The organism is Hyphomicrobium sp. 2TAF46 (assembly GCF_052114865.1).
GTDB lineage: Bacteria > Pseudomonadota > Alphaproteobacteria > Rhizobiales > Hyphomicrobiaceae > Hyphomicrobium_B.
The window spans coordinates 1-23564 of the sequence record NZ_JBFRFO010000011.1 but is presented as its reverse complement, the minus strand read 5'-3'; the positions used below and the strand labels follow the sequence as shown (position 1 = coordinate 23564).

19 protein-coding genes are annotated in these 23564 nt (G+C 58.9%); 10 read left to right on the top strand and 9 right to left on the bottom strand.

Going from position 1 to position 23564, the window contains the following annotated elements; all coding sequences use genetic code 11:
* Positions 1-10 precede the first annotated feature (10 nt).
* Positions 11-1489: a hypothetical protein gene (locus tag AB4Z24_RS19925; protein WP_441710988.1), complete on the top strand. Its 1479-nt coding sequence runs from the start codon at positions 11-13 to the stop codon at positions 1487-1489.
* A gap of 23 nt (positions 1490-1512) precedes the next feature.
* On the opposite strand, the gene AB4Z24_RS19920 is transcribed toward AB4Z24_RS19925, so the two are convergent.
* Together AB4Z24_RS19920 and AB4Z24_RS19915 are read right to left on the bottom strand one after the other, a co-directional pair.
* Positions 1513-4245 (bottom strand): CHAT domain-containing tetratricopeptide repeat protein, encoded by a 2733-nt coding sequence (locus AB4Z24_RS19920; RefSeq protein ID WP_441710987.1) that lies wholly within the window; start codon positions 4243-4245, stop codon positions 1513-1515.
* A gap of 545 nt (positions 4246-4790) precedes the next feature.
* Positions 4791-5213, bottom strand: coding sequence for a MerR family transcriptional regulator (locus AB4Z24_RS19915; protein WP_441710985.1), 423 nt, complete (start codon positions 5211-5213; stop codon positions 4791-4793).
* 1048 nt (positions 5214-6261) lie between these two features.
* Between AB4Z24_RS19915 and AB4Z24_RS19910 the strand changes: the two genes are divergently transcribed.
* Both AB4Z24_RS19910 and AB4Z24_RS19905 read left to right on the top strand, forming a co-directional pair.
* Entirely contained in the window at positions 6262-7575 is a 1314-nt protein-coding gene (locus AB4Z24_RS19910) for an efflux RND transporter periplasmic adaptor subunit (protein WP_441710983.1), read from the top strand.
* Positions 7576-7589: 14 nt separating this feature from the next.
* Complete coding sequence (locus AB4Z24_RS19905; RefSeq protein WP_441710981.1) at positions 7590-10832, top strand: efflux RND transporter permease subunit; 3243 nt, start codon at positions 7590-7592, stop codon at positions 10830-10832.
* A 146-nt stretch (positions 10833-10978) separates the two neighbouring features.
* Here the strand turns inward: AB4Z24_RS19905 and AB4Z24_RS19900 are convergent, their stop codons facing one another.
* On the bottom strand, positions 10979-11326 hold the full coding sequence (locus AB4Z24_RS19900) for a hypothetical protein (protein ID WP_441710979.1): 348 nt from the start codon (positions 11324-11326) through the stop codon (positions 10979-10981).
* A gap of 790 nt (positions 11327-12116) precedes the next feature.
* On the opposite strand from AB4Z24_RS19900, the gene AB4Z24_RS19895 reads away from it, so the two are divergent.
* The gene (locus AB4Z24_RS19895) at positions 12117-12374 is read left to right on the top strand and encodes an XRE family transcriptional regulator (protein ID WP_441710977.1); all 258 of its coding nucleotides are present in this window, start codon (positions 12117-12119) and stop codon (positions 12372-12374) included.
* A gap of 118 nt (positions 12375-12492) precedes the next feature.
* Positions 12493-14727, top strand: a complete 2235-nt coding sequence (locus AB4Z24_RS19890; protein WP_441710975.1) for a heavy metal translocating P-type ATPase — start codon at positions 12493-12495, stop codon at positions 14725-14727.
* A gap of 128 nt (positions 14728-14855) precedes the next feature.
* Here AB4Z24_RS19890 and AB4Z24_RS19885 read toward each other — a convergent pair whose 3' ends face one another.
* Positions 14856-15596 carry an acetoacetate decarboxylase gene (locus AB4Z24_RS19885; protein WP_441710973.1) on the bottom strand — a complete coding sequence of 247 codons (741 nt, stop codon included), beginning with the start codon at positions 15594-15596 and terminating at the stop codon, positions 14856-14858.
* A 44-nt stretch (positions 15597-15640) separates the two neighbouring features.
* A complete protein-coding gene (locus tag AB4Z24_RS19880) occupies positions 15641-16423 on the bottom strand; it encodes a 3-hydroxybutyrate dehydrogenase (RefSeq protein WP_441710971.1) in 783 nt (260 codons plus the stop codon).
* Positions 16424-16633: 210 nt separating this feature from the next.
* Here AB4Z24_RS19880 and AB4Z24_RS19875 point away from each other — a divergent pair, with 210 nt between their 5' ends.
* The gene (locus tag AB4Z24_RS19875) at positions 16634-17815 is read left to right on the top strand and encodes a patatin-like phospholipase family protein (protein ID WP_441710969.1); all 1182 of its coding nucleotides are present in this window, start codon (positions 16634-16636) and stop codon (positions 17813-17815) included.
* A gap of 155 nt (positions 17816-17970) precedes the next feature.
* Here the strand turns inward: AB4Z24_RS19875 and AB4Z24_RS19870 are convergent, their stop codons facing one another.
* Positions 17971-18471, bottom strand: coding sequence for a hypothetical protein (locus AB4Z24_RS19870; RefSeq protein WP_441710967.1), 501 nt, complete (start codon positions 18469-18471; stop codon positions 17971-17973).
* A gap of 218 nt (positions 18472-18689) precedes the next feature.
* Entirely contained in the window at positions 18690-18977 is a 288-nt protein-coding gene (locus AB4Z24_RS19865; RefSeq protein ID WP_441710966.1) for a hypothetical protein, read from the bottom strand.
* A 139-nt stretch (positions 18978-19116) separates the two neighbouring features.
* Between AB4Z24_RS19865 and ada the strand changes: the two genes are divergently transcribed.
* The 4 genes from ada (at position 19117) to alkB (ending at position 22357) form a co-directional block, all read left to right on the top strand.
* Positions 19117-20235 carry a bifunctional DNA-binding transcriptional regulator/O6-methylguanine-DNA methyltransferase Ada gene (ada, locus tag AB4Z24_RS19860; RefSeq protein ID WP_441710964.1) on the top strand — a complete coding sequence of 373 codons (1119 nt, stop codon included), beginning with the start codon at positions 19117-19119 and terminating at the stop codon, positions 20233-20235.
* Positions 20232-20966, top strand: a complete 735-nt coding sequence (locus AB4Z24_RS19855) for a 2OG-Fe(II) oxygenase (protein ID WP_441710962.1) — start codon at positions 20232-20234, stop codon at positions 20964-20966. Before ada ends, AB4Z24_RS19855 begins: the two co-directional genes overlap by 4 nt.
* A 197-nt stretch (positions 20967-21163) precedes the next feature.
* Positions 21164-21691: a methylated-DNA--[protein]-cysteine S-methyltransferase gene (locus AB4Z24_RS19850; protein ID WP_441710960.1), complete on the top strand. Its 528-nt coding sequence runs from the start codon at positions 21164-21166 to the stop codon at positions 21689-21691.
* A 6-nt stretch (positions 21692-21697) separates the two neighbouring features.
* The gene (gene alkB, locus AB4Z24_RS19845) at positions 21698-22357 is read left to right on the top strand and encodes a DNA oxidative demethylase AlkB (RefSeq protein ID WP_441710958.1); all 660 of its coding nucleotides are present in this window, start codon (positions 21698-21700) and stop codon (positions 22355-22357) included.
* Between the two features lie 264 nt (positions 22358-22621).
* Here the strand turns inward: alkB and AB4Z24_RS19840 are convergent, their stop codons facing one another.
* Together AB4Z24_RS19840 and AB4Z24_RS19835 are read right to left on the bottom strand one after the other, a co-directional pair.
* Positions 22622-22789, bottom strand: coding sequence for a hypothetical protein (locus tag AB4Z24_RS19840; RefSeq protein ID WP_441710956.1), 168 nt, complete (start codon positions 22787-22789; stop codon positions 22622-22624).
* A 314-nt stretch (positions 22790-23103) separates the two neighbouring features.
* The coding region (locus tag AB4Z24_RS19835; protein WP_441710955.1) for a filamentous haemagglutinin family protein at positions 23104-23564 on the bottom strand (461 nt) is incomplete at its 5' end.

The following is a 23564-nucleotide window of genomic DNA, read 5'->3' as shown; positions in this document are numbered from 1 at the left end:
GGAGAATACGATGCCCGGCACTCCACGCCTCTTACCGCCCTCCGATAATTCGCTGCCCACCAATTCGGCGGTAAATTCGCACTCGATCCGGACTTCGCTGTTTCGCGCCACCGTCGGTGTACTGATGGCAAGTTGCTCAGCTTCGGCCGTCAACGCCGCAAACTGCGGAGCCGCCGCCCTCGGGGGTGGCGCAGCCGGCCCGCCCTCTATCTCCGCAACGGAATCTTCGACGACGCAGGTGCTGGAGGAAATTCGCCGCCGCACGCAGCTCGCGCAGCAGCAGGCCCAGCCGATCCCGGCGAGCTTCACGACAACCGCGCCCGCTCAATCAGAGGCCGCGGCGAGCGGTGGCTCGAGCGCCGCCAAGGCCCCATCCCAGCCGGCAGCGTCAGCTCCTCAGAAAAAGGTAACGCTGACAAAAGTCGCCTCCGCCGAGGCCACCAGCGAATCCTATGAATCCCAGGACCAATTCAATAGCGATCGACGGATCACGTCATCGTGGGGCCAAGCCTACCTCGATTACGAATTTCACGACAACATCGCGCCGGGCACGCAGGAAAACCGCGCCCGCAACTCGAGAACGGCTGGCGCGTTGTCAGGTACCGATTGGACCTGGATCAAGGCGGGTTCCGTTCCCCAAGCCGTTCAGTTCGGCATCTTCAGCGGCTATCAGGGGCAGTGGAATACATTCTCCAACACTAACTTCGACGCTCCGCAGACAACGAACGACAGCGGCCTGGATAACTTCAACCGCACCAACAATCATCAGGACATCACAGGCGAATTCTACGGTGCCTATCTCGCGGCGATTTACGGCAGGTCGACGTTCGACCTCGCATTCAAGGCCGACGATTTCGATCTCAATCAGAAGAGCCTGTTGACGCAGACGAACGGCACGTGCGGACCCGGCACGGTCCCAACCGCCTTCGAAGTCGGCGGTGCGTCGGTCAACAATTACACGATTTCGGGCGAGGCTTCTTATCGTCACCCCGTTTCGCCTTCGAGCTGGCTCGAACCCACCATGGGCCTGCGGTTCACCTGGACCGATTACGGCAATGATCCGACGCACCTCGTCGCGACTGGAGCGTCGGGAACGCTTCCCATTCTGCCGCAGGAAGTTTCGGGCAGGCTTGGTCTTGAAGACGGCACGGTATTGCGTCTAACGGCCGGCGTTAGAGCCGGTCACGAAGTGCCGTTGCCCGATGGTGGGCTATGGACCCTCATAGGCGGTGCCTACCTCTACAGCGATGTTGCCATCAGTGGCTTCAGGTACAATCCGCCTGTCGTGCCGAATGAGGGCACAGTGTCTCCCGGCGTCGCGGGCACGTCGGTCTTTCCGGTCGATGAAGGCAAGGTCCGCGGCCTTGGCCAGATCGTCTCGACCTGGGATTATGCCAACGGCTGGACGTATTTGCTGGCGGGCGAAGTCCGGGGCGGCGAGGATGTATTCGGCGTCGGCGGCCGTGCCGGTGCCCGCTACAAATGGTGAGGTGAAGCGGCCGCTGGCCGCCCCTAAGAGCCGTCTCCGACGACTGAGAACGGCGCCCAGAAAGCGGGATATGCGTCCCACAATTGCGCTGGCGTTGCCGGCGTTTTTGTTATCTGCAGCAGCATTGCCTCGCGTAGCGCCTCCGAACGCCCGAGGGTCGGGTCCTTCGCCCTGATACCGAACGTCGATGTCGTCAACGTCGCCGCCGCCTCTGAATCGACGCGCCAGTGCGAGACCAGGATGGCGCGCGCCCCGGCATGAAAGAACGCCTTGGCAAGGCCCGAAAGCGCCCGCGCGCCGGGCTTCGATTCCGCCGCCGTGTTGCAGGCTGCCAGCACCACCCAATCGGCATTGAGGTTGAGCTGCGAAACCTCCGAAGCGGTCAAAAGCCCATCATCGTCTTCGGTCGGATCGTCGGGCGGCGTCATCACCAGAGCCGGCTCCGACAGACCGGGCACATCGTCGGCTACCAGACCGTGCGTCGCGAAATAGACCACGTTGAACTTACTGAGATCGGCATTCTTGACTGCGCTCTTGGTCGCTGCTGCCCCGAGATGCAAATCGGTTTCGGGCGCGCCCAGGTCTTTGGCCACCGTCCGCAATTCTTGCTCCGCACCCGGCAGATCCGGCAGACGCCGCAGAATGTCCATCACCTTGTCCACCATCGAAGCGGAAAGACCGCGCGATTTGGAATTCTTTGCGCGATCGGCTGCGCCGCGTGTCGCAGCTTCCGACTTCACGCCGCCGAGCTGCGGATTGCCGAAGCCGACCATCGGTTTGCGGTTTTCGGCGAACTTCGGCAGCGTCCGAAGAGCCTTCAGGCTCGTGACGGACGGCAGGACGGTGATGGCATGTTCGCGGATGATCCAGGCCGTGTCGCGATACATCGCCAGATCTTCGAGGACAGGCCGCAAGACCTTGGGTTGCTTGGTCACCAGCACCTGAAACGGCAGGCTGGTCAGCGGCCCGGACGGCACGATGATCAGCTTCGCCTTCGACGAAAACGTAGGTTCGAGCGGCGCCAGCAGCTGCGAATAGAGTTGATAGGAAAGCCCGAGGTCAAATAGTCCGCTGGACGCTGTAATGTTGCGCTTCAAATCCTCGGTATCGAGCGTCGCCCGGAGCGTCTTGATCGCGTTCTCGAGCCAGATCTTCGAGACGTTGGCCTCGTGCCAGGCGAACCCCTGTTTCGTCAGCGCCCACACGTATGTCCGATCGGCGCCGGAAACGATCGTGATCAGCGCTTCATCGCCCTTGATGAACTTCACCGCATCGTCCATCGTCACCGAGCTCGCGTTGACGAGATCGAAATATTCCGGAAATGCCGATTTCACCTCGTTGTTGATCTCGATGCGCTTCTTCTCGTAGTCGTCGAGCTGTTTGCGAATGTCCGTCTCGCGCTCTTCGGGTGGCTTTGCGAGGTCGTCGGTCAGATGCCGTTCCAGGACCGTCTGCGTTGTTTCGATCGTTTGCAATTCGCTGACGAGCTTTTGCAGGCGTTCGTCCTGCGTCGCAAAGCGCGCGGCCATGCCGGCGACTGCGCGTGCGGTTTCGCTCTGTTCCGCGTTCTGCCCGATCGTGAACCCTTCGTCGAAATCGGCTTTGTGATCGGCTGTTTTGATCGCGTCCGCCGCAGACAGAATCTGCAAATGCTCGGTCAGATGCTCGACCGCCTTTTCGCGGCGATTGGCTCGCGCCAGCACGATCGCCGTGCCCTTGCGGATCGATTCCAGGGCCTCGGCAGTACGTCCCTCGTGAAGCTGCGCCCTCGCGAGATAGCGATAGGACTCCGCGAACTGGTCCGCCGTCGGCGCAAAGACTTCCTTTCGAATCTCCAGCGTTTCGAGCAGCAGCTTCTCGGCTTCCTCGGGCTTGCCTTGCTCGATCTGATTGAGCGAGAGGCCGACCAGCGTCGAGGCAATATCGGGATGATGCGGCGGCTGCGACGCGCGCCGAAGTGCCAACGCCTCGCGGAAGCGCTTCTCGGCCTGCTTGTATTTTCCCTGGTTGAAAAGATTGGTCGCCAGCTTGCTGAGCGTCCCGGCGATTTCAGGATGATCGGCCCGTTGCGATGAACGGCGGATTTCGAGAGCCTTTTCCAAAAGCTTCTGCGCTTCCTCGAAAGAGCCGCGACTCGGGTCGGTTTCGAGTGCGCCAGCAAGGTTCTGGAGCGTTCCGGCAATGATCGGATGATTTGGCGGCAGGCTTCGCGTGCGGATTTCCAAAGCCCGGTTGAGAAGCGGCACAACCTCGTCCCACCGTTCCTCGGACTTGTAGAGCTCTGCCAGATTGTTCAGCGAGTCGGCGATGGCCGGATCGTTTTTCGGAAGCACGCGCTCGCGAATGTCCAAAGACCGCCGGTATAGGACTTCCGACTGACGAAAATCGCCGATCTGACAGTAATAGAATCCCAGATTGTTAAGGCTGGTCGCGAGGTCCGGATCGTCGGGCGGCAGGATCTTTGAATAGATCTCGTACGCCTCGCGAAACAGCGCGCCCGAAGCCGTCACCTCTCCCTGCACCTGATGAAGAAATGCGAGCCAGGACACAGCTTCCGCATAGTCTTTCGATTCCCGGTTGGTGCTCTTGGCCGCGTCGGCAAGCTTCTGCGCAATGACCATCGCCTCGGGGTAACGGGCATCGCGCGCGAGGGCCGAAAGCTCGGCCTTGAGGGCCGCCGTGTCATCGGCGCGCAGCGGCACACCGGTGACCACCAGCGACAGGCAAACGGCGATTAATCGGATTTGGCGTCGCACAAGATGTTCCTGACCGTGAATTAGGACGTTGGCTGCACAAGAGAGCAGCCGCGTCTATCGATCGTCAACGAGGCGGAGCTGGAAATCTGTAACCTAGGTGACCGGCGGCGTCAGTCTGCTTCGGTAGGGACAGAGATTTTGACCACTCCGCAGGCCTGCCGCGACCTGATCGTTAATGATGGACGAGATGCGCTCGAGAATGTGCCGGGCCATCTCCGGTGTGGCCGACCAGATTGACACAATACCGGCGCGGGTTCGGCCTCGCCCTCCCGAAAGGCCTTCTTCATCGAGCTTGGCAGCGGCCTCGAGTTGTATGCCTCCCCCAACGTTCGCGCAGCCCAAGGATCGGACGCAATCGGAGCAATCGCCCTTCCCGCCCCTGGCGTTGATGTCCTCGCTTCAAAAATCCAAATGACGCTGCTGAGTGGCGATCCTGTGCGCAAGGATAAGACGCAAACGATGCGTGACAGCATTGGAGGCATGATGCGGGACACGTAGCCTCGACTGAACACCTCGAAGGTCAGAATGTGCAAATCTAATTTTTTTCAGTGATTATCGTGCATGCACTTTGAATGGTTAGCCAGAACCTCGATGACACGACACTGGCTCACATGACCGTGAGTGCAGCCGTCGATCATGCGCTTTAGTTCCTTTTGCAACGCTTTGAGGCTGCGCAAACGCCGCTCGACCTCACCCAATCTCTCTTTCGCAATCGCATCGGCGGCTTCGCATGGCTCTTTTGGATTGTCCTGAAGCTTGAGCAGCGCGCGGATCGCATCCAGCTCAAAACCAAGCTCACGGCAATGACGGATGAAAGCCAACCGGCGGAGATCGCTGTCGGCAAACAGACGGCGATTTGCGTGGGTTCGCGCGGGGCGCGGCAACAATCCGATCTCTTCATAAAATCGAATGGTGGGTACTTTGACCCCACTGATCCTGGCGGCGTTCCCGATCGACACCTCTTTCATTTCAATTTGCTCCTCTAGTTATTGGAGCATGTAGCGGCGGCGGAGCGTGGGTCAAGGCACGAAATTCAATGCACCCAATCGGAAAATGCCTCTTGCTCCTCTAGCTACTTGAGGAGCTAGCGACGGTGAGCGCGCCGCGCATGATCCTGCACACTGATGAAACCAATGATGGCGACGAGTTTCTTGTGAGCCTTCACATAACAACACATGCGAACGGCCGAGATCAAACTTCTCGATGGAATGTGCGGATCGACATCATGGGAAAGCTGAGCTTGATCCGACGACGCACTTTAAAATTGACAGCGGTGGTCAATTAAATTGACGGCAGTTGTCAATTCTCGCCGCACTATACATTTGAACAAAGAGTTGCATGAAATAAACATACCCTGGTTCATCGAAAATACCGGCCAATTTATCGCAATTGAGAGCCGCTATCCAACTTGACTTTGCCATCATCAGAAATCACCTTCGGCGCCATGAACGGTTCGACACACGCAAGCTTGCGACTCCCAAGCGCCGCGCGCGATTTGCGGGAGCCAACGCGTGCACGTGCGAATGTGTCATCCTGGGCTAGCCGATCTCTAAAGGTTTTCTTGGTTGCGCTTGTCTTCTTCGCATCCGCGCCGATCTGTATCTCGCATGCAAAGTCGCACTTCGCTCGTAATTGCTCGGAGTCTCAGCTCACAGCGGTTGCGACTGATGTTGCCGCTCTGTCCGAGCAGGATGACGGCAGCGCCGACACGATTTTATTCGGCGGGCTCGAACATCATAATTGGTGTGGCTGCCCATACATCGACGCGTCTCCTTCACGATCTTGCTATAAATCTGCGTACCTTGACGGCCAACGCGTGCGCTATCCCGCGTATCTCGATGCGCTCGCGGCAAAGTTTGAACCAGCGCCACTCCAGAAACCTCCGCGTTTGGTAAGCGGCGCTTAAGCGCCCGCATCCGCCCGCATTTTGCGCGCTGATGGTTCCTCATTCTCAATAAATTGAAGCTTGGACGTGCGCTTTGAAACGGCGTGCTGTCCGGCGTGGATTGTCCTGTCATGAAGCGACTTGGTCTCGTCGCCGGCTGCCTCCTCGTGGGCACGGTCGTCGGTGCATTCTTCTTTCATACCGAGGGCTTTGTGCCCCCCTTGAGCAAACTTTTCGGGCTCGATTCGCACGCCGAAGTAGCTCATTCCGCAAAGGAAGGCGCGACGCAGAGCGCCAAGCACGAGCATGGGCATGCGCATGAGTCGGAGAACCACTCGGCCGAGCCGGCGGGAGCTGACAAAGAGGGAGGCGAACACAAAGAGACCGAACAGCTCGCGATGGCCGCAGAGCAAATCGATCGGTCTAAAATTGCGGTTAGCTCTGCTCAATCCGGTCTTCTAAGCAAACGCTTGCGCGTCCCGGGAAGCATCATACCGGATCGCAATCGCGTGGGCCGCGTTCCCTCGAAGGTCGTTGGCACAGTCGTGGAGCTTCGAAAAGGCTTGGGTGATCCCGTAAGCGCCGGGGAAGTCATCGCCGTCCTCGACAGTCGCGAGGTCGCGGATGCGAATAGTGAATTCATCGCGGCTCTGGTCAATTTCGGGCTTCAGGAAACGCTTTACCAGCGCGAAAAGACGCTTTGGGAAAAGCAGGTGTCGTCCGAGCAGCGCCTTTTGAAGGCGGAGGCAACGTACCGGGAGGCGCTCGTTCGCCGCGACGTCGCGAAGCAGAAGCTTTCCGCGCTTGGCGTAAGCGAAGCCGCGATCTCGAAGCTCGCAGACAACGGCCAAGTCGCAACCGGCCTTGAGCGGTATGAGATAAAGGCCCCGATCGGCGGTCGCATCGTCGAGCAGTTCGTGGATATTGGCACACCCATGGGAGGAGAAGGCCAAGCGCATGAGCTGTATGCGATCGCCGACCTTTCAAAAGTTTGGGTCGAATTGACGGTCTCCCCGCAGGATCTTCCGCAAATCGAGGAAGGTCAGCGCATCTCGATCGAGGGGAGTTCTGGGCCGCACGGGACCATTATCTTCACCAGCCCGGTTCTCAATCAGGAAACCCGCTCCGCTCGCGTTATCGCATCGATCGATAACACTGATGGTGTCTGGCGTCCCGGATCATTCGTTACGGCCGACATCGCGGTTTCCGAGGCAAAAGCCGATCTCGTCATTCCGAAATCGGCCCTCCAGACCATTGAGGGGGCGACGCGCGTCTTCGTCCGAACGCCAGAGGGCTTCGAGGCCCGTCGAGTCACGATCGGCACTGACGATGGCGACGCAGTGGAGGTGATTTCCGGTCTCGAGACCGGCGAGCAAATCGCCATCGCGAACACATTTTTGCTCAAGGCCGAGCTCGGTAAATCCGAAGCCGAGCACGCCCATTGACCTAGGAATTTACAATGATTGCCCGCCTTCTCTCCTTTTCTGTTCATCAGCGCTGGCTCGTCGTGATGCTTACGGTGGCGGCGGCGGCCTACGGCATTTATTCGCTCAAAAAGTTGCCGATAGATGCCGTGCCGGACATCACAAACAATCAGGTGCAGATCAACACGCTTGCGCCCTCGCTCTCACCCGTCGATGTCGAGAAACAAATCACTTTTCCGGTCGAGACCGCCCTCGCCGGCATTTCCGGACTTGAATACACGAGATCCTTGTCGCGGAACGGGTTTTCCCAAGTCACTGCGGTTTTTTCCGAGAAGACGGATATCTACTTCGCCCGCCAACAAGTGGGAGAGCGCCTGCGGGATGCCGAAAAAAATCTTCCCGACGGAATTGCGCCCAAGCTCGGTCCGATCTCCACTGGGCTCGGCGAAATCTACATGTGGACTGTGCAGTACGCGCCGGAGGCAGCCGCGCACGTGGAAGACGGCAAGCCGGGCTTGCAAAGCGATGGCAGCTATCTCACAGCCGAAGGTCAGCGGTTGACGACCGAGATTGAACGCGCCGCGTATCTGCGGACGGTCCAGGACTGGATCATTCGCCCGCAGATGATCACGGTGCATGGTATCGCGGGCATCGACGTCATCGGAGGATTCGAAAAGCAGTATCTGGTTCAACCGGACCCGGCGCGGCTCACGGCGCTCAACCTCTCTTTCGCCGATGTGGCGCAGGCGCTCGAACAAAACAACGTCAACCGAGGTGCGGGTTACGTCGAGAAAAACGGCGAAGGCTTCGCGGTGATGAGCATCGGCCGCCTCGCGACGCCGGAACAAATTTCAAACGCCGTCATCACGACACGCAACGGCGTCGCGATCCGCATCAGAGATGTTGCCGAAGTGCGTGTCGGAGGGGAAATCCGAACCGGCAGCGCCAGCGAAAATGGTCAAGAGGTGGTGGTCGGAACGGCCCTCATGCTGATCGGCGGCAATAGCCGTACAGTCGCCGCCGCCGTCGACGCCAAGATGCAGGAGATACGGAAGAGCCTTCCTCCCGGCATCGAGGCGCAAACGGTTCTCGATCGCACCCTCCTGGTGGATGCGACGGTCGCAACCGTGAGTAAGAACCTCGCCGAAGGTGCGCTTCTGGTCATCGTCGTGCTGTTCCTGCTGCTCGGTAACTTCCGCGCCGCACTGATTACGGCATGCGTCATTCCGCTGGCGATGCTCCTGACGATGACAGGAATGGTGCAGGCCGGGATCAGCGCCAATCTGATGAGCCTCGGCGCCCTCGATTTCGGGCTTATCGTCGACGGCGCGGTTATCATCGCCGAGAACACGCTCCGCCGCATAGCGGAGCACCAGCACGACATCGGCCGCAAACTGAGGCTTGAGGAGCGGCTGCAAACGGTCATCCAATCTGCGGAGGAGATGATCAAGCCATCGGTCTACGGCCAGGCGATCATCATCCTTGTTTACGTTCCCCTGCTAACCTTCACGGGAATCGAAGGCAAAATGTTCGAGCCCATGGCTCTGACGGTCATCATTGCGCTCGTCGCTGCATTTGCGCTCTCACTGACATTCGTTCCCGCTGCAATTGCGATCGCGCTTTCCGGTCGCGTTGAGGAAAAGGAGAACGTGTTGGTTCGCGTTCTCAAGAGCATTTACGAGCCGGTTCTGCGTCGGGCGCTTCTTCGCCCGACCGCCTTCATTTTGATCGCTATTGCTTTGCTGGCCGTCGCTGGATCGCTGTTTTCGAGGTTGGGACAGGAATTCATACCGACGCTCGATGAGAAAAACCTCGCGATGCAGGCAATCCGCATCCCAAGCACATCTCTCTCTCAATCCCAAAAAATGCAAAGCGAGCTGGAAAAAGTTGTCAGCACATTTCCCGAGGTCGCGTTCATCTATTCGAAGACAGGCACGGCAGAAGTTGCTTCCGACCCCATGCCACCCAACGCATCGGACACCTTCATCATCCTGAAGCCGGCGAAGGAATGGCCCGATCCAACCCTAAGCAAGGATGCTCTTGTCGCGAAAATCCAAGCTGCCATCGAAAAGCAGCCCGGCAACAATCTCGTTTTTTCGCAACCGATACAGATGAGGTTCAACGAACTTTTAGCGGGTTCGCGAGGCGATCTCGCTGTCAAAATCTTTGGCGAGGATTTCGAGCCGATGCTGCGCGCCGCGAGCCAGGTCGCATCTATTTTGCGCGGAACGCCAGGCGCGACAGACATCAGCGTCGAGCAGGCGTCGGGACTTCCCTTTCTTGCGATCAAGATCAATCAAGACGAAATCGCGCGCTTCGGTCTCAGCATCATGGCGGTTCAGGACGTGATCGGCGCCGCGATCGGCGGCCGGCAATCCGGCGTGGTGTTCGAAGGCGACCGCCGTTACCCGATCACAGTCCGTCTTCCCGACGGCATGCGCGAGGATCTGGAAAGGCTCAAACACCTGCCGGTGACCTTGCCGCCTGATCGGAACGGCAAGAGCTCGTCTGTGCTGTTGGAGCAGGTGGCGAGTTTCGAATTCACCGAAGGGCCAAACCAGATCAGCCGTGAGAACGGCAAGCGGCGTGTCATCGTGACCGCCAACATTCGCGGACGCGACATTGCTTCCGTCGTCGCGGAGGCGCGGCAGAAAGTTGCCGATCAGGTCGCAGTGCCGTCGGGCTATTACATTTCCTGGGGCGGCCAATTCGAAAACCTGGCAGCTGCGCAGCAACGCATGTTGATCGTCGTGCCAGCGTGCTTCTTCCTGATCTTTTTGTTGCTCTATTCGGCGCTTGGATCGCCTCGCGATGCGCTGTTGGTATTCTCGGCCGTGCCGCTTGCCTTAACCGGGGGCGTGATCGCCTTGTGGCTACGGGACATGCCGTTTTCAGTATCAGCGGCGGTCGGCTTTATCGCGCTGTCCGGTGTGGCGGTTCTCAACGGTCTCGTGATGATGACGAGCATCCATCAGCTCGTGGAGCAAGGCGTGCAGCGTCGGAAGGCCATTTTCGCCGGTGCAGTAATGCGCCTCAGACCGGTGATCATGACAGCACTCGTCGCTTCGCTCGGATTTGTTCCGATGGCGATTTCGACCGGGACGGGCGCGGAAGTGCAAAAACCACTCGCGACGGTCGTTATCGGCGGGCTTGTTAGCGCCACCATCCTCACACTCATCGTTCTGCCCGCTCTCTGCGCGAAGTTTGGGAGCAAGTCCGCCGCGCGGGAGGAACGCGAAACGCAAATACCGGAACTCGCGCCGCAGAGGGCCGCATGACCTCCAGATTTCGAATGCATGAGACAACGACGGAGGTATCTCGATCAAGCGCCCATCGCTGCGCGAAGGTGCGCGTAAATGCGATGAGGAGCCGGATCATTAACCGCAAGCCGTGGAATATTCGGCTTTTGGCGGCGCTTGTTCTTTCAGTGATGTTGCCAGCCGCCGTACTCGCCGCACCGCTGCGCTACTGCATTGGTCAGAATGGGCATCGCGGCATCGAATTCCTTCACGCCAAAGACTGCTCGCACGCGAATTCCGGCGTGAAGGCTCGTCTGCACGCAGCTGAACTTTCTGTTGGCACACTGCATCACCTCGGCTCGCATTGTGAGGATAGACAGCTGCTTCCCGCCGCTGCCAAGTGCGCCGCATGCGTCCTCGCAGTTCCGGTTCATCAGCCGGTTCTCAAAACGCTTCATTGCAGTCACATAAAGTCTGACGCCAAGGAGCAGGTCACGCCACCTGTCTTCCTGGCCGTTTTGCATTTTCGTCATCCCGACCCTCGCCTGGTTTCTCTCAGGACCGTCGTGTTGCTGAACTAGATCGGCACCGAGCAGGATAAGGCCAGCTTCCCACCATCAGAGGGCAATGCGCCCAGAAGGTATCGCGCCACGCGAGCGGTGCGGCTGATTCCTGCTGTCTGCTTCTCATTTCTATCCAGCGATTGGTGCAGGCCCTCCGTTGCCTGCCAGACGCTGAAGACAGGAAACCTCGTCGATAAGGACATTAAAAATGCTTGGAACCATTAGGTCTTCATCTCTTCGCTTTCTCATGCACTCGACGGCCGTTGCCACGTTCATCGGAGTAAGCGTCAGTTCGGTTGCGGCACAGAGCGCCGAGAAGGTTGTCAGCTCATTCGGATCTCTCGTCGTTGCCGATGCGCATCCCTATCGGCACTGCCACAATCTTCCTCGGAGAACGTATTGCCATAAGGCCGATCGGTTGCCGCAAAACTGGCCGCCGAATACCAACACGCCCCACAGCTCAGGAGCGGAACGCGACACGCAACGAGATTGCGTGCCGGGCTCACGCGGCTGCGTCCCGATCTCCCGAGACGCCAAAGGATGAGATGGCGAAGCTGCCGAGGTGCAGTGAGCGCCTCGGCAGGCCCCGCTGCGCAAAAAACAACGAAAGCATTGATCGATTATTGTTCGGAGCAGGCATTTGACGATGAAAACGCAAAGCGCCGTGGCCAAGCTTCGCGCCAATCCCAGACGATCCGCATTCAAACCCAATCATACATCATCGTTCGAAGCGGACACCTTTGAGCCATGGAGTTTGGATATGGACCAATCGCGAAAGGTCGTCGCCGCTCAAATCATCGACTCCGTCAGGTGCAAATGGGGCACGGCAGTCGCGCTACAGGCCGCAACGGGAATTTCGCAAACGGAAATTTCTCGCCTTCGGCATGGAAAGTTCGAACGGTTCTCTCTGGAGCGATTGGTGCGCTTGCTTCGGATTATCGATCCCGAAGTTGAGATCAAGCTTCAGGTTACGGTAACGCGGACCTCCCGAACGTCAAAAATTGGAGAAGTTCCGTAGGACGGTATCGTCCATCCAAATCTGTTCGATTGTTTCAGTTAAAAAGGCCCGCGAAATTCCCCTTGCTCCTACAGTCGCTAGAGAAACTAGGCTTGCTCCTGAATGAGAGGTTCAAGCCATGACGACCCATGAAATCCGCTATCGCATCGACGGGATGGATTGCGGCGCCTGCGCGGCAAAAATCGAAACGGCGGTGCGCCGCTTGGCGGACGTCGCGGAGGCCGACGTCAACTTCGCATCGGAGACGCTGACTGTCCGTCATCGGGGCAGCGCGGATCTGCCGAAAGCCATCGAGAAAATTATCAGAGGTCTCGGTTTCACAATTGAATCCAAGCCTCCGTCGAAATCATTGAGCTTAGAAATTCCGGCAGCCCCGGACTCGTGTTGCGAGGGTAAACTCGCACAGGAAGAAAATGGACACGAACACGCACTTCGTGGGGCCGTTGACCATAGCCATGGACACGACGAGCGACCAAAGCAGCGAGCGTGGTGGACATCGGACAAAGGCCGGTTGACGATTGCCTACGGTCTGGCGCTTTCAATGGCGTGGGCCGCTGGCCAATTGCTTCCGCAATTGGAAGCTTGGTTCTTCAGCGCTGCCATGCTGATCGGGCTCGTTCCGATCGCGCGGCGCGCAGTAATGGCTGCGCGCACGGGCACCCCTTTTTCAATCGAGATGCTGATGTCGGTCGCTGCAGTCGGCGCGGTCATCATCGGCGCGAGCGAGGAAGCCGCCGCTGTCGTATTTCTGTTCCTGATCGGCGAATTGCTGGAGGGTGTCGCCGCCGGAAAGGCGCGTGCCAGCATCCAATCGCTTACCGAGCTCGTACCTAAAACGGCGCTTCTCGAAGAAAATGGCCAAACGCGTGAGGTGCAAGCCGAAAGCCTTATCGTCGGCTCGACGATCCTCGTGCGGCCCGGCGATCGCATTCCCGCTGACGGCATCGTTCTCTCGGGCGAAAGCGCAATCGACGAAGCACCGGTTACCGGAGAGAGCACGCCTGTGCGCAAAGGCGCCGGCACAGCCGTCTTCGCCGGCACCATAAATGGCGAAGCGGTCCTGCGTATCCGCGTCACCGCTGCCGCTGAGGACAATACGATCGCGCGCGTGGTGAAGCTTGTCGAGCAAGCACAGGAAGCTAAGGCACCCACGGAGCGGTTCATCAATCGTTTCGCAAGCTATTACACGCCGGGCGTGGTTGTTGTCGCGGCTCTGGTCGCGCTCGTGCCTCCCCTCTTTTTTGACGGAAGTTTGAGCGGGTGGACCTATAAGGGTCTCGCCATCTTGCTGATCGGCTGTCCTTGCGCCCTTGTCATCTCGACGCCTGCCGCAATCGCAGCGGCACTTTCGTCCGGCGCTCGTCGCGGCTTGCTGATCAAGGGCGGCGCCGTTCTTGAGCGTCTCCGAGACGTCACAGCCGTGGCGCTCGACAAAACAGGCACGCTGACGGCGGGGAAGCCGCGTGTAACGGACGTCATCGCCTTTGGACGCAGTGAAGCCGAGGTCTTGCGGCTAGCGGCGGCCCTCGAGATGGGATCCAGCCATCCGCTCGCAAAGGCTATTCTTGATCGTGTTGCGGACCACGAAATGGAAGTCCCGCCCGTCTCCAACGCAAAAGCCATCGGAGGTAAAGGCGTAAGCGGACTCGTCGAAGGGGTCGACACGTTCTTTGGCTCGCCGCAGGCCGCTGCTGCCATGGTGGCGCTTAGCCTCGACCAGTCGGCCAAGGTAACGGTGCTTAACGAGGAAGGAAAAACCGTCTCGATTCTCGTAGCCAATGGCTGCATCGCCGGCATGTTGGCAATGCGCGACGAGCCGCGTGCCGATGCGCTCTCCGGCCTGCGGGCGCTCACCGCCAGCGGCATCAAGACCGTCATGCTCACCGGCGACAACCGGCGCGCCGCCGAAGCCATCGGGCGGCAACTGGGGATCGAAGTCTATGCCGAGCTCCTGCCGGAGGACAAACAACGCATCGTCGGCGAACTTCGCGAGAAGGGATTCGTGGTTGCAAAGATCGGCGATGGCATCAACGACGCGCCGGCGCTTGCCGCAGCAGATGTCGGCATCGCTATGGGCGGCGGCACGGACGTCGCACTCGAAACGGCGGATGCGGCGATACTGCACGGCCGCGTCGGGGATATCAAACAGATGATTGCGCTGTCCAAAAAGACCATGGCCAACATCCATCAGAATGTCGCCATCGCTCTAGGTCTTAAGGCGATATTTCTAGTGACGACGATAATCGGCGTTACCGGACTATGGCCCGCAATTCTCGCCGACACAGGTGCGACTGTGTTGGTCACAGGCAATGCGATGCGGCTGCTGCGCACGAAACCCGACTCGAAGGTATAGACGCGGCCGAGAATCCCAAAAGCACGGCGCGATCTGTTGCCGGCATCTGGGCTGGCCGAGCAGAGTGCCGCGGAAACGTGCGTGGGCCTGTGCTAGCCGTTCAGTTCAACTATGCATGCGGCCGGATGCTAGAGATAATCGTGCAAGACGCGTCCGAACGGCAATGTGAGATCGGCAATGAAGTGGCGTGCGCCAACAATCTTGCGCACCGGCAAATCAGCCACCGGTGCATTGACGTGAGGCACGAGATGCAATCGCCCCGGCCCCATCCACGAACCTTTGATCGAAATCTCGGTCAAGTTATATGCGACGAGCTGGCAGATTTGCAGCTTTCCGTCGACGCCGGGGATCACCTTTAGATTAACCTGCGTCTTCGATAGGATCGCGGTCGTAGCCGCACCGTTGCCCGCCATTGAAAGGTGTTTGTAGCCCATGGTGCCCATGGCAACGAGCTGGCCCGCGTATTCCAGTGTGCCTGTCAGTGTGTCTTTGACCACCTCGAGCTTCGGGTGAGCGTACTTCTTCGGAAAGCCCCAGATTTCACGACCCGCAACAATTGGCGGATCGTCGTCCAGGTACATCTGGGCGACGAAATTCATGTCTTCGCCATTGTACCGGCATGGAATGACGAGGCCGGATTCGGTGTAGCTGCCAAAGCCCGAGGAATCCGGCATCGCAATCCATTCGTAATGCACGATTGGCGTTTCAATCGGCTCCAGCGGTTCGGGCAACTGCTCGCGGATGAGCGCCGGGTCCGTTTCGTACGAAATGATCATGTATTCGCGATTGACGAAGCGATATGGACCGGCCGGATAGCTCGGGCCAGCGAGCGGCATTGAAGGCAGGGTGCGGATATCTTCGGCGCGCATCTCAAAAGTCCCTTGTTCAGCGAATTGCCGTGGCGTTCCGACCGTCAGTGAGCAGTCCACCCACCGTCAATTGGAATGATCGCGCCGGTGATCGAGGCCGTCTGCTCTCCGGCAAGAAAAGCCGCGAGAGCCGCCACTTCTTCTACGGTTATGAACCGCTTCGTCGGCTGCGCGGCGAGAAGGACGTCGCGAATGACTTCGTCCTTCGAAATGCCGCGCGCGTGCGCCTGATCGGGAATTTGTTTTTCAACGAGAGGCGTTAGTACGTATCCGGGGCAAATTGCGTTGACAGTCACGCCGTGTTCGGCGGCCTCGAGCGCGACCGTTTTCGTCAATCCGGCAATGCCGTGCTTGGCGGACACATACGCTGATTTGAACGGTGATGCGATGAGTGCATGGGCGGAGGCAACATTGATGATACGGCCGAAGCCACGCGCTTTCATGCCGGGGAGCACAAGGCGAATAGCGTGGAATGCGGCAGCGAGATCAATGGCGATGATGGCGTTCCACTTTTCGATCGGGAAATCTTCGATTGGAGAAACGAACTGGATACCGGCGTTATTGACTAGAATGTCGATTTCGCCGAGTTCGGTTTTCGCCTGATCGATAGCGCCTGCGATAGCCTCGGCTTTGCTCACGTCGGCGTTGCTGTAGACCACCTTGACGTTATATGTCGTCGCAATATCAGCCTTCAGATGCTCGATTTCCTCGCGGTCGGCGAAGCCGTTTAGCATAACGTTGTGACCGAGCGCGGCGAGGTGACGTGCGATGCCGAGACCGATGCCGCTCGTTGATCCGGTAATTAACGCGTTGCGTTTGACGGCCATTTCCACTCCCCGAGGCATTTTCAAATTGGCGAAGCCGTCGACGGCCTTTGAAGCATGGAGATTTAACCTGTGTGACAGGCGAGCCACTTTCGAATTGCGAAGGCGAATTGATTTGTTTGGCGAACGGCCAACGGAGTTCTGGTCGAACTTGCGTCACACGCATGCAACAACGCGTGCCCTAGACTTTCGCATCTGCGGAAGGACATGCCGATGGACGCGAAAGTCGCCGACAGGGTCAAGGAACACGACTTCTCCCGACAGCCCGGAGAAGAGCACGCATGGCGGCCGCGCGGATGCGGCCGCGTCGCTCTCATATTTCAGGGCGGCGGCGCGCTAGGTGCCTATCAGGCTGGCGTTTATCAGGCATTGTCGGAAGCGGGCGTCGAACCAGATTGGGTGACCGGCGTCTCAATCGGCGGCATCAACGCCGCCATTATTGCAGGCAACAAACCAGGTCATCGCACTGAAAAGCTTCGAGAGTTCTGGCGACGCGTCACTGATCGCCGGATTTGGTCATATACGCCGGACGGCGATATTTTTCGCCAGATGCGCAACATGACCAGCGCGATGGTGACGATGACGCAAGGTCAGCCGGGTTTTTTCCAACCCCATAAATTGAACGCCTGGATGAGTCCTGCCGGCGCTGCTACGGCGACAAGCTTTTACGATTGCTCGCCGTTGAGAGAGACACTTCTCGATCTCGTCGATTTTTCTCTGATCAACGAGCGGCGGAAGCGTTTCTCCGTTGGTGCGGTCAACGTGCTCACTGGAAATTTCATATACTTCGACAATCGCGATGAAGAAATCGGTCCTGAGCACGTTATGGCGAGCGGCGCGCTGCCCCCCGCATTTCCGATGGTGAAGATTGGCACCGACTATTTTTGGGACGGCGGTATCGTTTCAAACACGCCGTTGCAGCACCTTCTAGAGCAGGAAGATCGAGTCAACACGCTGGTTTTCCAAGTCGACCTATTTTCGTCTCGGGGGGCTCTTCCGCGCGATATGGGTGACGTGCTCGGGCGGCATAAAGATATCATGTATTCATCACGCACCCGGTATAACACCGACGTTTATCGGCGTTTGCACCGGCGCAAGAGCCAGCTTTACGCCGCCCTATGTCGGATACCCGAGGCGGATCTGACCAACGATGAACGTAAGCTCAAAGAAGAGCTTTCCAATCTCCCGCAGTTCACCATCATGCAGCTCATCTATCAGCAGAAGTCCTACGAGGGGCATGCCAAAGATCACGAATTCTCGGCGACGTCGATGCACGAGCATTGGCAAAGCGGCTATGAAGATACAAAACGAAGCCTGAAGCAGAGAAGCTGGCTTGAGCTTCCGAGCCCCGAAGAAGGCATCGTCGTTCACGACGTGCATCGGCGTCCGGATTGAAGTTATTGCGTTCGTTGCTCGATCCAGTCGGGTAATCACTACCCTCGCCGTTGAGCAGCGAACTACGTCTTCATGAGTGCAGGCCCTCCACAAGTTTTTCATGAAGGCTCATTCGAGCCTGCAAACAATTTGTAAACTCCAAGTCCCAGACGTTTTCACCACGTGGACAGTGCCTTGTCGGCTTGGCGGCAAATACGCGGTGTGACTAGACAGCGTTCATGTACGTGACGGCTTGCTTTGATTCCTTCTGTCCGGACAGGATGTTGCTTCTTGCCGTTACCAGCAAACGAGCGGTTTTCTTCAGGACGGTTTCGCCGTTCGGCGCTTGCTCTGCCGGAGGCGTGGGCAAAGAGTTTTCTTTCGAGCCTCTTCGGAGTGCATTGAACGCCGGCCCGGAAACTGGCAATCTCGCCATGAGCGACGGGGCGAAGATATCGCTCACTGTACTGCAGAAAATCATATTTCCAAAATCTGGACTTGCTTACTCCGCCCTGTGAACTCGAAGCATTCACCTGCGCGAAAGGCACGAAAAATTCAGAACAATTTTTTGGGGAGGTGATTTCATGGCTGAGTCTGCTCTGGGCATTTTGCAACGTGAGGGTGAGCAGCGTGGCGCTTCGGGGCATGTTCCCGACACCCAAGATTTTGACGAACATGTGCGCTTCTACCAAAGCGCCCTGCGGATTGTGAGAATGTTCCTAGCATTCATGGTGGTACTCCTGCTGGGAATGTATTTCTTTCTCGTCAGATAAACTCCGATAGCTGCGCTTGAACTCGCGCTTCGCTTTCCTTTCCACATTGGATGGCGGGATGGGCACATGCTTGCCGTTGAGATCGTGAGGACGGAGCAACGAGACGCCGCAATAGGAAGAGTTTAGCGGACCTCCGGCGCGGCGAAGAGCGCAACAGCATGATCCCATTTGCGGAAGCCGGGTGGCATGCGAGTGGCGCCGACGGACACGCAACGCGACGCAAGTGATGAAGCGGCGCGTAGTGCATCGAAGCCAGCCGAAACGAGAATGAGGTCGGGCCGGAAATCGTCGAGCACGGGTAAAATCGGCCACATCATGGGGGCGCGGAAATGCGCGGACCCGTCACCGGCCTTGAGTGGCGCGCTGGAGATATTCCCGACGCTGGGTCTCCGTGACCGCCCCCGTGCCAATCAAGCATCTGCTCAATGACAAGGCATGCTATTGCGTTGTGCTGGACATGTCGGCGTCGGATGCCGACAATCTGAATTTGACAGCAAGGACCGGAGTGAAGGGACGGGGAGCACCGCTTATTTTGCGGAGGATGACACAATGAGGAAAGCACGCAAGATGATCCCTGTTTCCCACGCCCCGGCTGCGAGAACCAAAACAGCTCGATTGGTCGGCACCGATACCGAAAAGACCTATTGGAATGCCGTTAAGGCTCGTGACCGGAACTTTGACGGCACGTTCTTCTATTCCGTCGCAACAACCGGCGTCTATTGCCGTCCGTCGTGCGCGGCCCGCCTCGCGAACCGGGAGAATGTTGCGTTTCATGCCTCCTGCAAGGATGCCGAGCGCGCCGGTTTTCGTCCGTGCAAGCGTTGCAAGCCGAATGAGCCGTCGCTCCATGAGCGCTATGCCGCCAAGGTCGCGGAGGCCTGCCGATTGATTGCCGAGGCAGAAGAGCCACCGACGCTCGACGATCTGGCTCATACCGCGCGCCTCAGTCCGTATCACTTCCATCGGGTTTTCAAGACGATCGCAGGCGTCACGCCGAAGGCTTACGCTGTCGCGCACCGCCAAAAACGTGTGCGAGAAAATCTGAAGAAATCCCGGTCGGTGACGGAAGCGATCCATGAGTCGGGTTTCAATTCGAGCGGCCGCTTCTACGCAAATTCTGCCGAGGTGCTCGGCATGACGCCGACCGACTTTCGGTCGGGCGGCACGAACGCGGACATGCGCTTTGCGGTCGGCGAGTGCTCGCTGGGCTCGATCCTCGTCGCCGCCAGTGAAAAAGGTATCGCCGCAATCCTTTTCGGCAACGATCCCGAAGTGCTGATCCATGACCTCGAGGACCGCTTTCCGAAAGCCAACCTGATCGGCGGGGACAGTACCTTCGAAGACGTGATGGCGAAAGTCGTGGGCCTGATCGAAGCGCCGGAAGCTGGCCTCAATCTCCCCCTGGACATGCGCGGAACGGCCTTCCAGCACCGTGTCTGGGAGGCGCTCCGCGAAATTCCCGTCGGAACAACCGCCACCTACAGCGAGATCGCGGAGAAGATCGGGATGCCGAAGGCCGTTCGGGCGGTCGCCGCCGCCTGCGCCGCCAACAAGATCGCCGTCGCGATACCGTGCCACCGCGTGGTGCGCAATGACGGCTCGTTGTCCGGCTACCGCTGGGGCGTAGAGCGCAAACGCAAGCTCATCGCGCGCGAGGCAAAATCATGAGTGGCCTGACATTGAGCAAGGGCCAAGAGGCCGGTGCGGCGACCGCCAACATCGATTGGCCGCGCGTAGAGCAGGACCTCGATGCCCATGGCTTTGCGCGGTTGCCGGGGCTTCTTCGACCCGAACGTTGTAACGGTATTTCTGCGCTCTATGACAAGGATGCGGGTTTCCGCAGCCGGATCGTCATGGCCCGACATGGGTTTGGGAAGGGAGAATACAAATACTTCTCCTATCCGTTGCCGCCGTTGGTTGGAGAGCTACGGACGGCGCTCTATCCCGATCTCGCACGCATTGCCAACCGTTGGAACATGGAAATGGGAGTTGACGTCCAGTATCCAAAAAATCACGCGGCTTTTCTCGATCGGTGCCACGAAGCGGGCCAGATGCGGCCGACACCGCTGCTCCTCAAATACGAAGCCGGCGATTACAATTGCCTGCATCAGGATCTTTACGGCGAGCACGTGTTCCCGTTGCAGGTGGCAATCCTTCTCTCGGAGCCCGGACAGGATTTCGAAGGCGGAGAATTCGTCCTGACCGAACAACGCCCGCGCATGCAGTCGCGTGCGGCGGTCGTTCCGCTCAAGCAGGGCGACGCTGTCGTGTTCGCGGTCCATCACCGTCCGGTGCGGGGTACACGCGGCACATACCGTGTCAACCTCCGCCATGGTGTGAGCGAGATCCGCAGCGGCCACCGCTACACCGTCGGCATCATTTTTCACGATGCCGAATAGCTGAACGGATGATGGGAGAGACGATACGATGCCCACCGAATTCTCCACATGCCCCATCACTGCCACCACGGCCGCGAAGACGGCCCTCAGCAATCTGCGTGCCCGTCACGGGGACATCATTGTTCACGTCACCGGTTGCTGTTGCTATGCGCGCACGCCACTTTGCCTTCCCGCGCCAAATGAAAAGGGCACGAGCCATGCCGACGGCGTATAAGTCCATCTCTTCGCCGGTGGGGACGCTGAAGCTGATTGCGAGTCCGGCAGGGCTTGTCGCGGTTCTTTGGGAAAATGACAAACCAGAGCGCGTACGGCTCGGCGAACTCCACGAAGAGCTCACGCATCCCATCTTGCGGAAAGCGGAAAAGCAGCTCGGTGAGTATTTCTGCGGCGACAGAAAAGAATTCTCAGTGCCGCTCGATCTCAAGGGCACTGAGTTCCAGACAAAAGTCTGGAGCACATTGCTGACGATTCCGTTCGGGGAAACGCGCAGCTATGGCGAAATCGCCCGGCAAATCGGCGTGGCAAATGGATCACGGGCCGTCGGCGCTGCCAATGGGCGCAATCCCGTATCGATCATCGTTCCTTGCCATCGCGCCATCGGTGCCAACGGTTCGCTGACGGGTTTTGCTGGCGGGCTTGAGACGAAACGCTTCCTCTTGGACCTTGAACGCAGTGGTGGAGAACGATCGCGTGGCCGAGAAGAACAACAACGGCTTGATCTCTAGGCTGACATGGCAACGTTTTCATCCGTGCCCGATCTTTTCGCCCACGCCGAGCCTTCGCGCGTCAAACTTGGCCACGGCGCCGTCCTGCTGCGCGGCTTTGCGCGTGACAAGGCGGAGCAGCTTTTGGAAGCCATCGAGAATGCAATCGCCGTCGCGCCTTTCCGGAATTTCGTGACGCCCGGCGGGCATACGATGTCCGTGGCGATGAGCAATTGCGGCAGCGCTGGCTGGGTGGCGGACCGGCGCGGCTATCGCTACGACCCTCTCGACCCCTCGACACAAATGCCCTGGCCCGCGATGCCCGATGTGTTCACGGACGTGGCGCGCCGCGCCGCCGCAGAGGCAGGATTTGACGGCTTCGCGCCCGACGCCTGTCTGATCAACCGCTATGATCCCGGCGCCCGTCTCACGCTGCATCAGGATAGGAACGAGCGGAACTTCGGGGCGCCAATCGTATCGGTCTCACTCGGACTGCCGGCCAAGTTTCTGTTCGGCGGCTTGACGCGTACGGACAAAGTATTGCGCCTCGTGCTCGAACACGGCGACGTCGTTGCGTGGGGCGGCCCGTCCCGTCTCGCGTTCCACGGCGTCGATGTGCTGAAGGACGGTGTGCATCCCGCTACCGGCCGTTGCCGCATCAATCTCACGTTCCGCGAGGCCCTGTGAGCGCGCGCCGGCGAGAACAATTCCCACCTGAAAGCTGATCGATAGGCTGCTTCGACTGCATTCCTTCGCGCGCTGAATTGCGATTGGAAGCGTGGCATCGCCGCGATCGGGCCATGCATGCACGAGCCAAAGGCGGCGCGAATCCCCGCTTTTTAGGTAGGATTAGGTTTCCCTTTCAGAATACCTCGATGGTGGGATGCGGTAACGGCCGGCAGCGGGCTGAAGAGCCCCCGAGTCCGATGCCGGCCGATTGGAAGCCTCGTCTCACGCGGCCAATCTGACGTTGGCCTTAGGGGCTCCTGAGTGCTCGGTCGCGCTGTTTACCTTCGCGCGTGATTGTCCCCAGCTCCAGGCGTTGGAGGCCAGGGCTATTGCGAACACGGCGAATGCCGCGAGGCACAGCACGAGGTAGTACATTTCGAATGTCGTCATTGTTGCCTCCCTTAAAGAAGTGAGGCGAGTTTAAAGCGGCGCACAATTGACGAATTGACTCATGTCAATTGCGTGAAATATTCGTGCTCACCGAGCCGCTGCCAGCGAGCGCACCGACGCATATCAGAAGTGAGTTCCGAACTTGGCCGAGTTGAGCCGATGCTGGTGTCCACTCTTGCACTGGCAGCGCATCCTGCCTCGTGGCGAGTTCGCACGAGGCGTCGCCACGGCCAAGGCTTGCCATTTGGTCCGCGCCGAGCGACACGCCGATCGTCAACGAGCACAAAAGCTCGCTGCGCAGAAAGAGCCTCCATTTATCTTGCCGGCAGGTTTCTGGCTTCCGTTGTGGTCAATGCACTCCTTTGCGCCTCGGTCAATTCACCCGCGCCAACCAATTGAAGCACGCTGTTTGAATTGTAGCTTCCCTGCTTCTGGCCCTGCGTCCGGCGCTTGCGCTCCTCGTCGTCCGCACCATCGTCACCGCCACCGAAGCCGATGACCTCGACGATGATCACCGACGGTTGCTCCGACGCTCCGGACTGGGCCGGGTTGGCCGCTGACTGGGCCGCCGCCCCCGACGCATTCGACGCCTCCGTCAGGCCGCCGATGTTCGGCGCCTGGATCGTCGGCACACCGGTCGTGCTGCCTTGTGCGGAGATGTTCGCCGCATTGACGATATGCAGCGCCGCGATGTTGACGTTGAAGCCGCTGACGCCGGCTTCGCCGACATCGACCGTCCCCAGCGGCGCAATCAGATCGACGTTGCCGCTCGCAG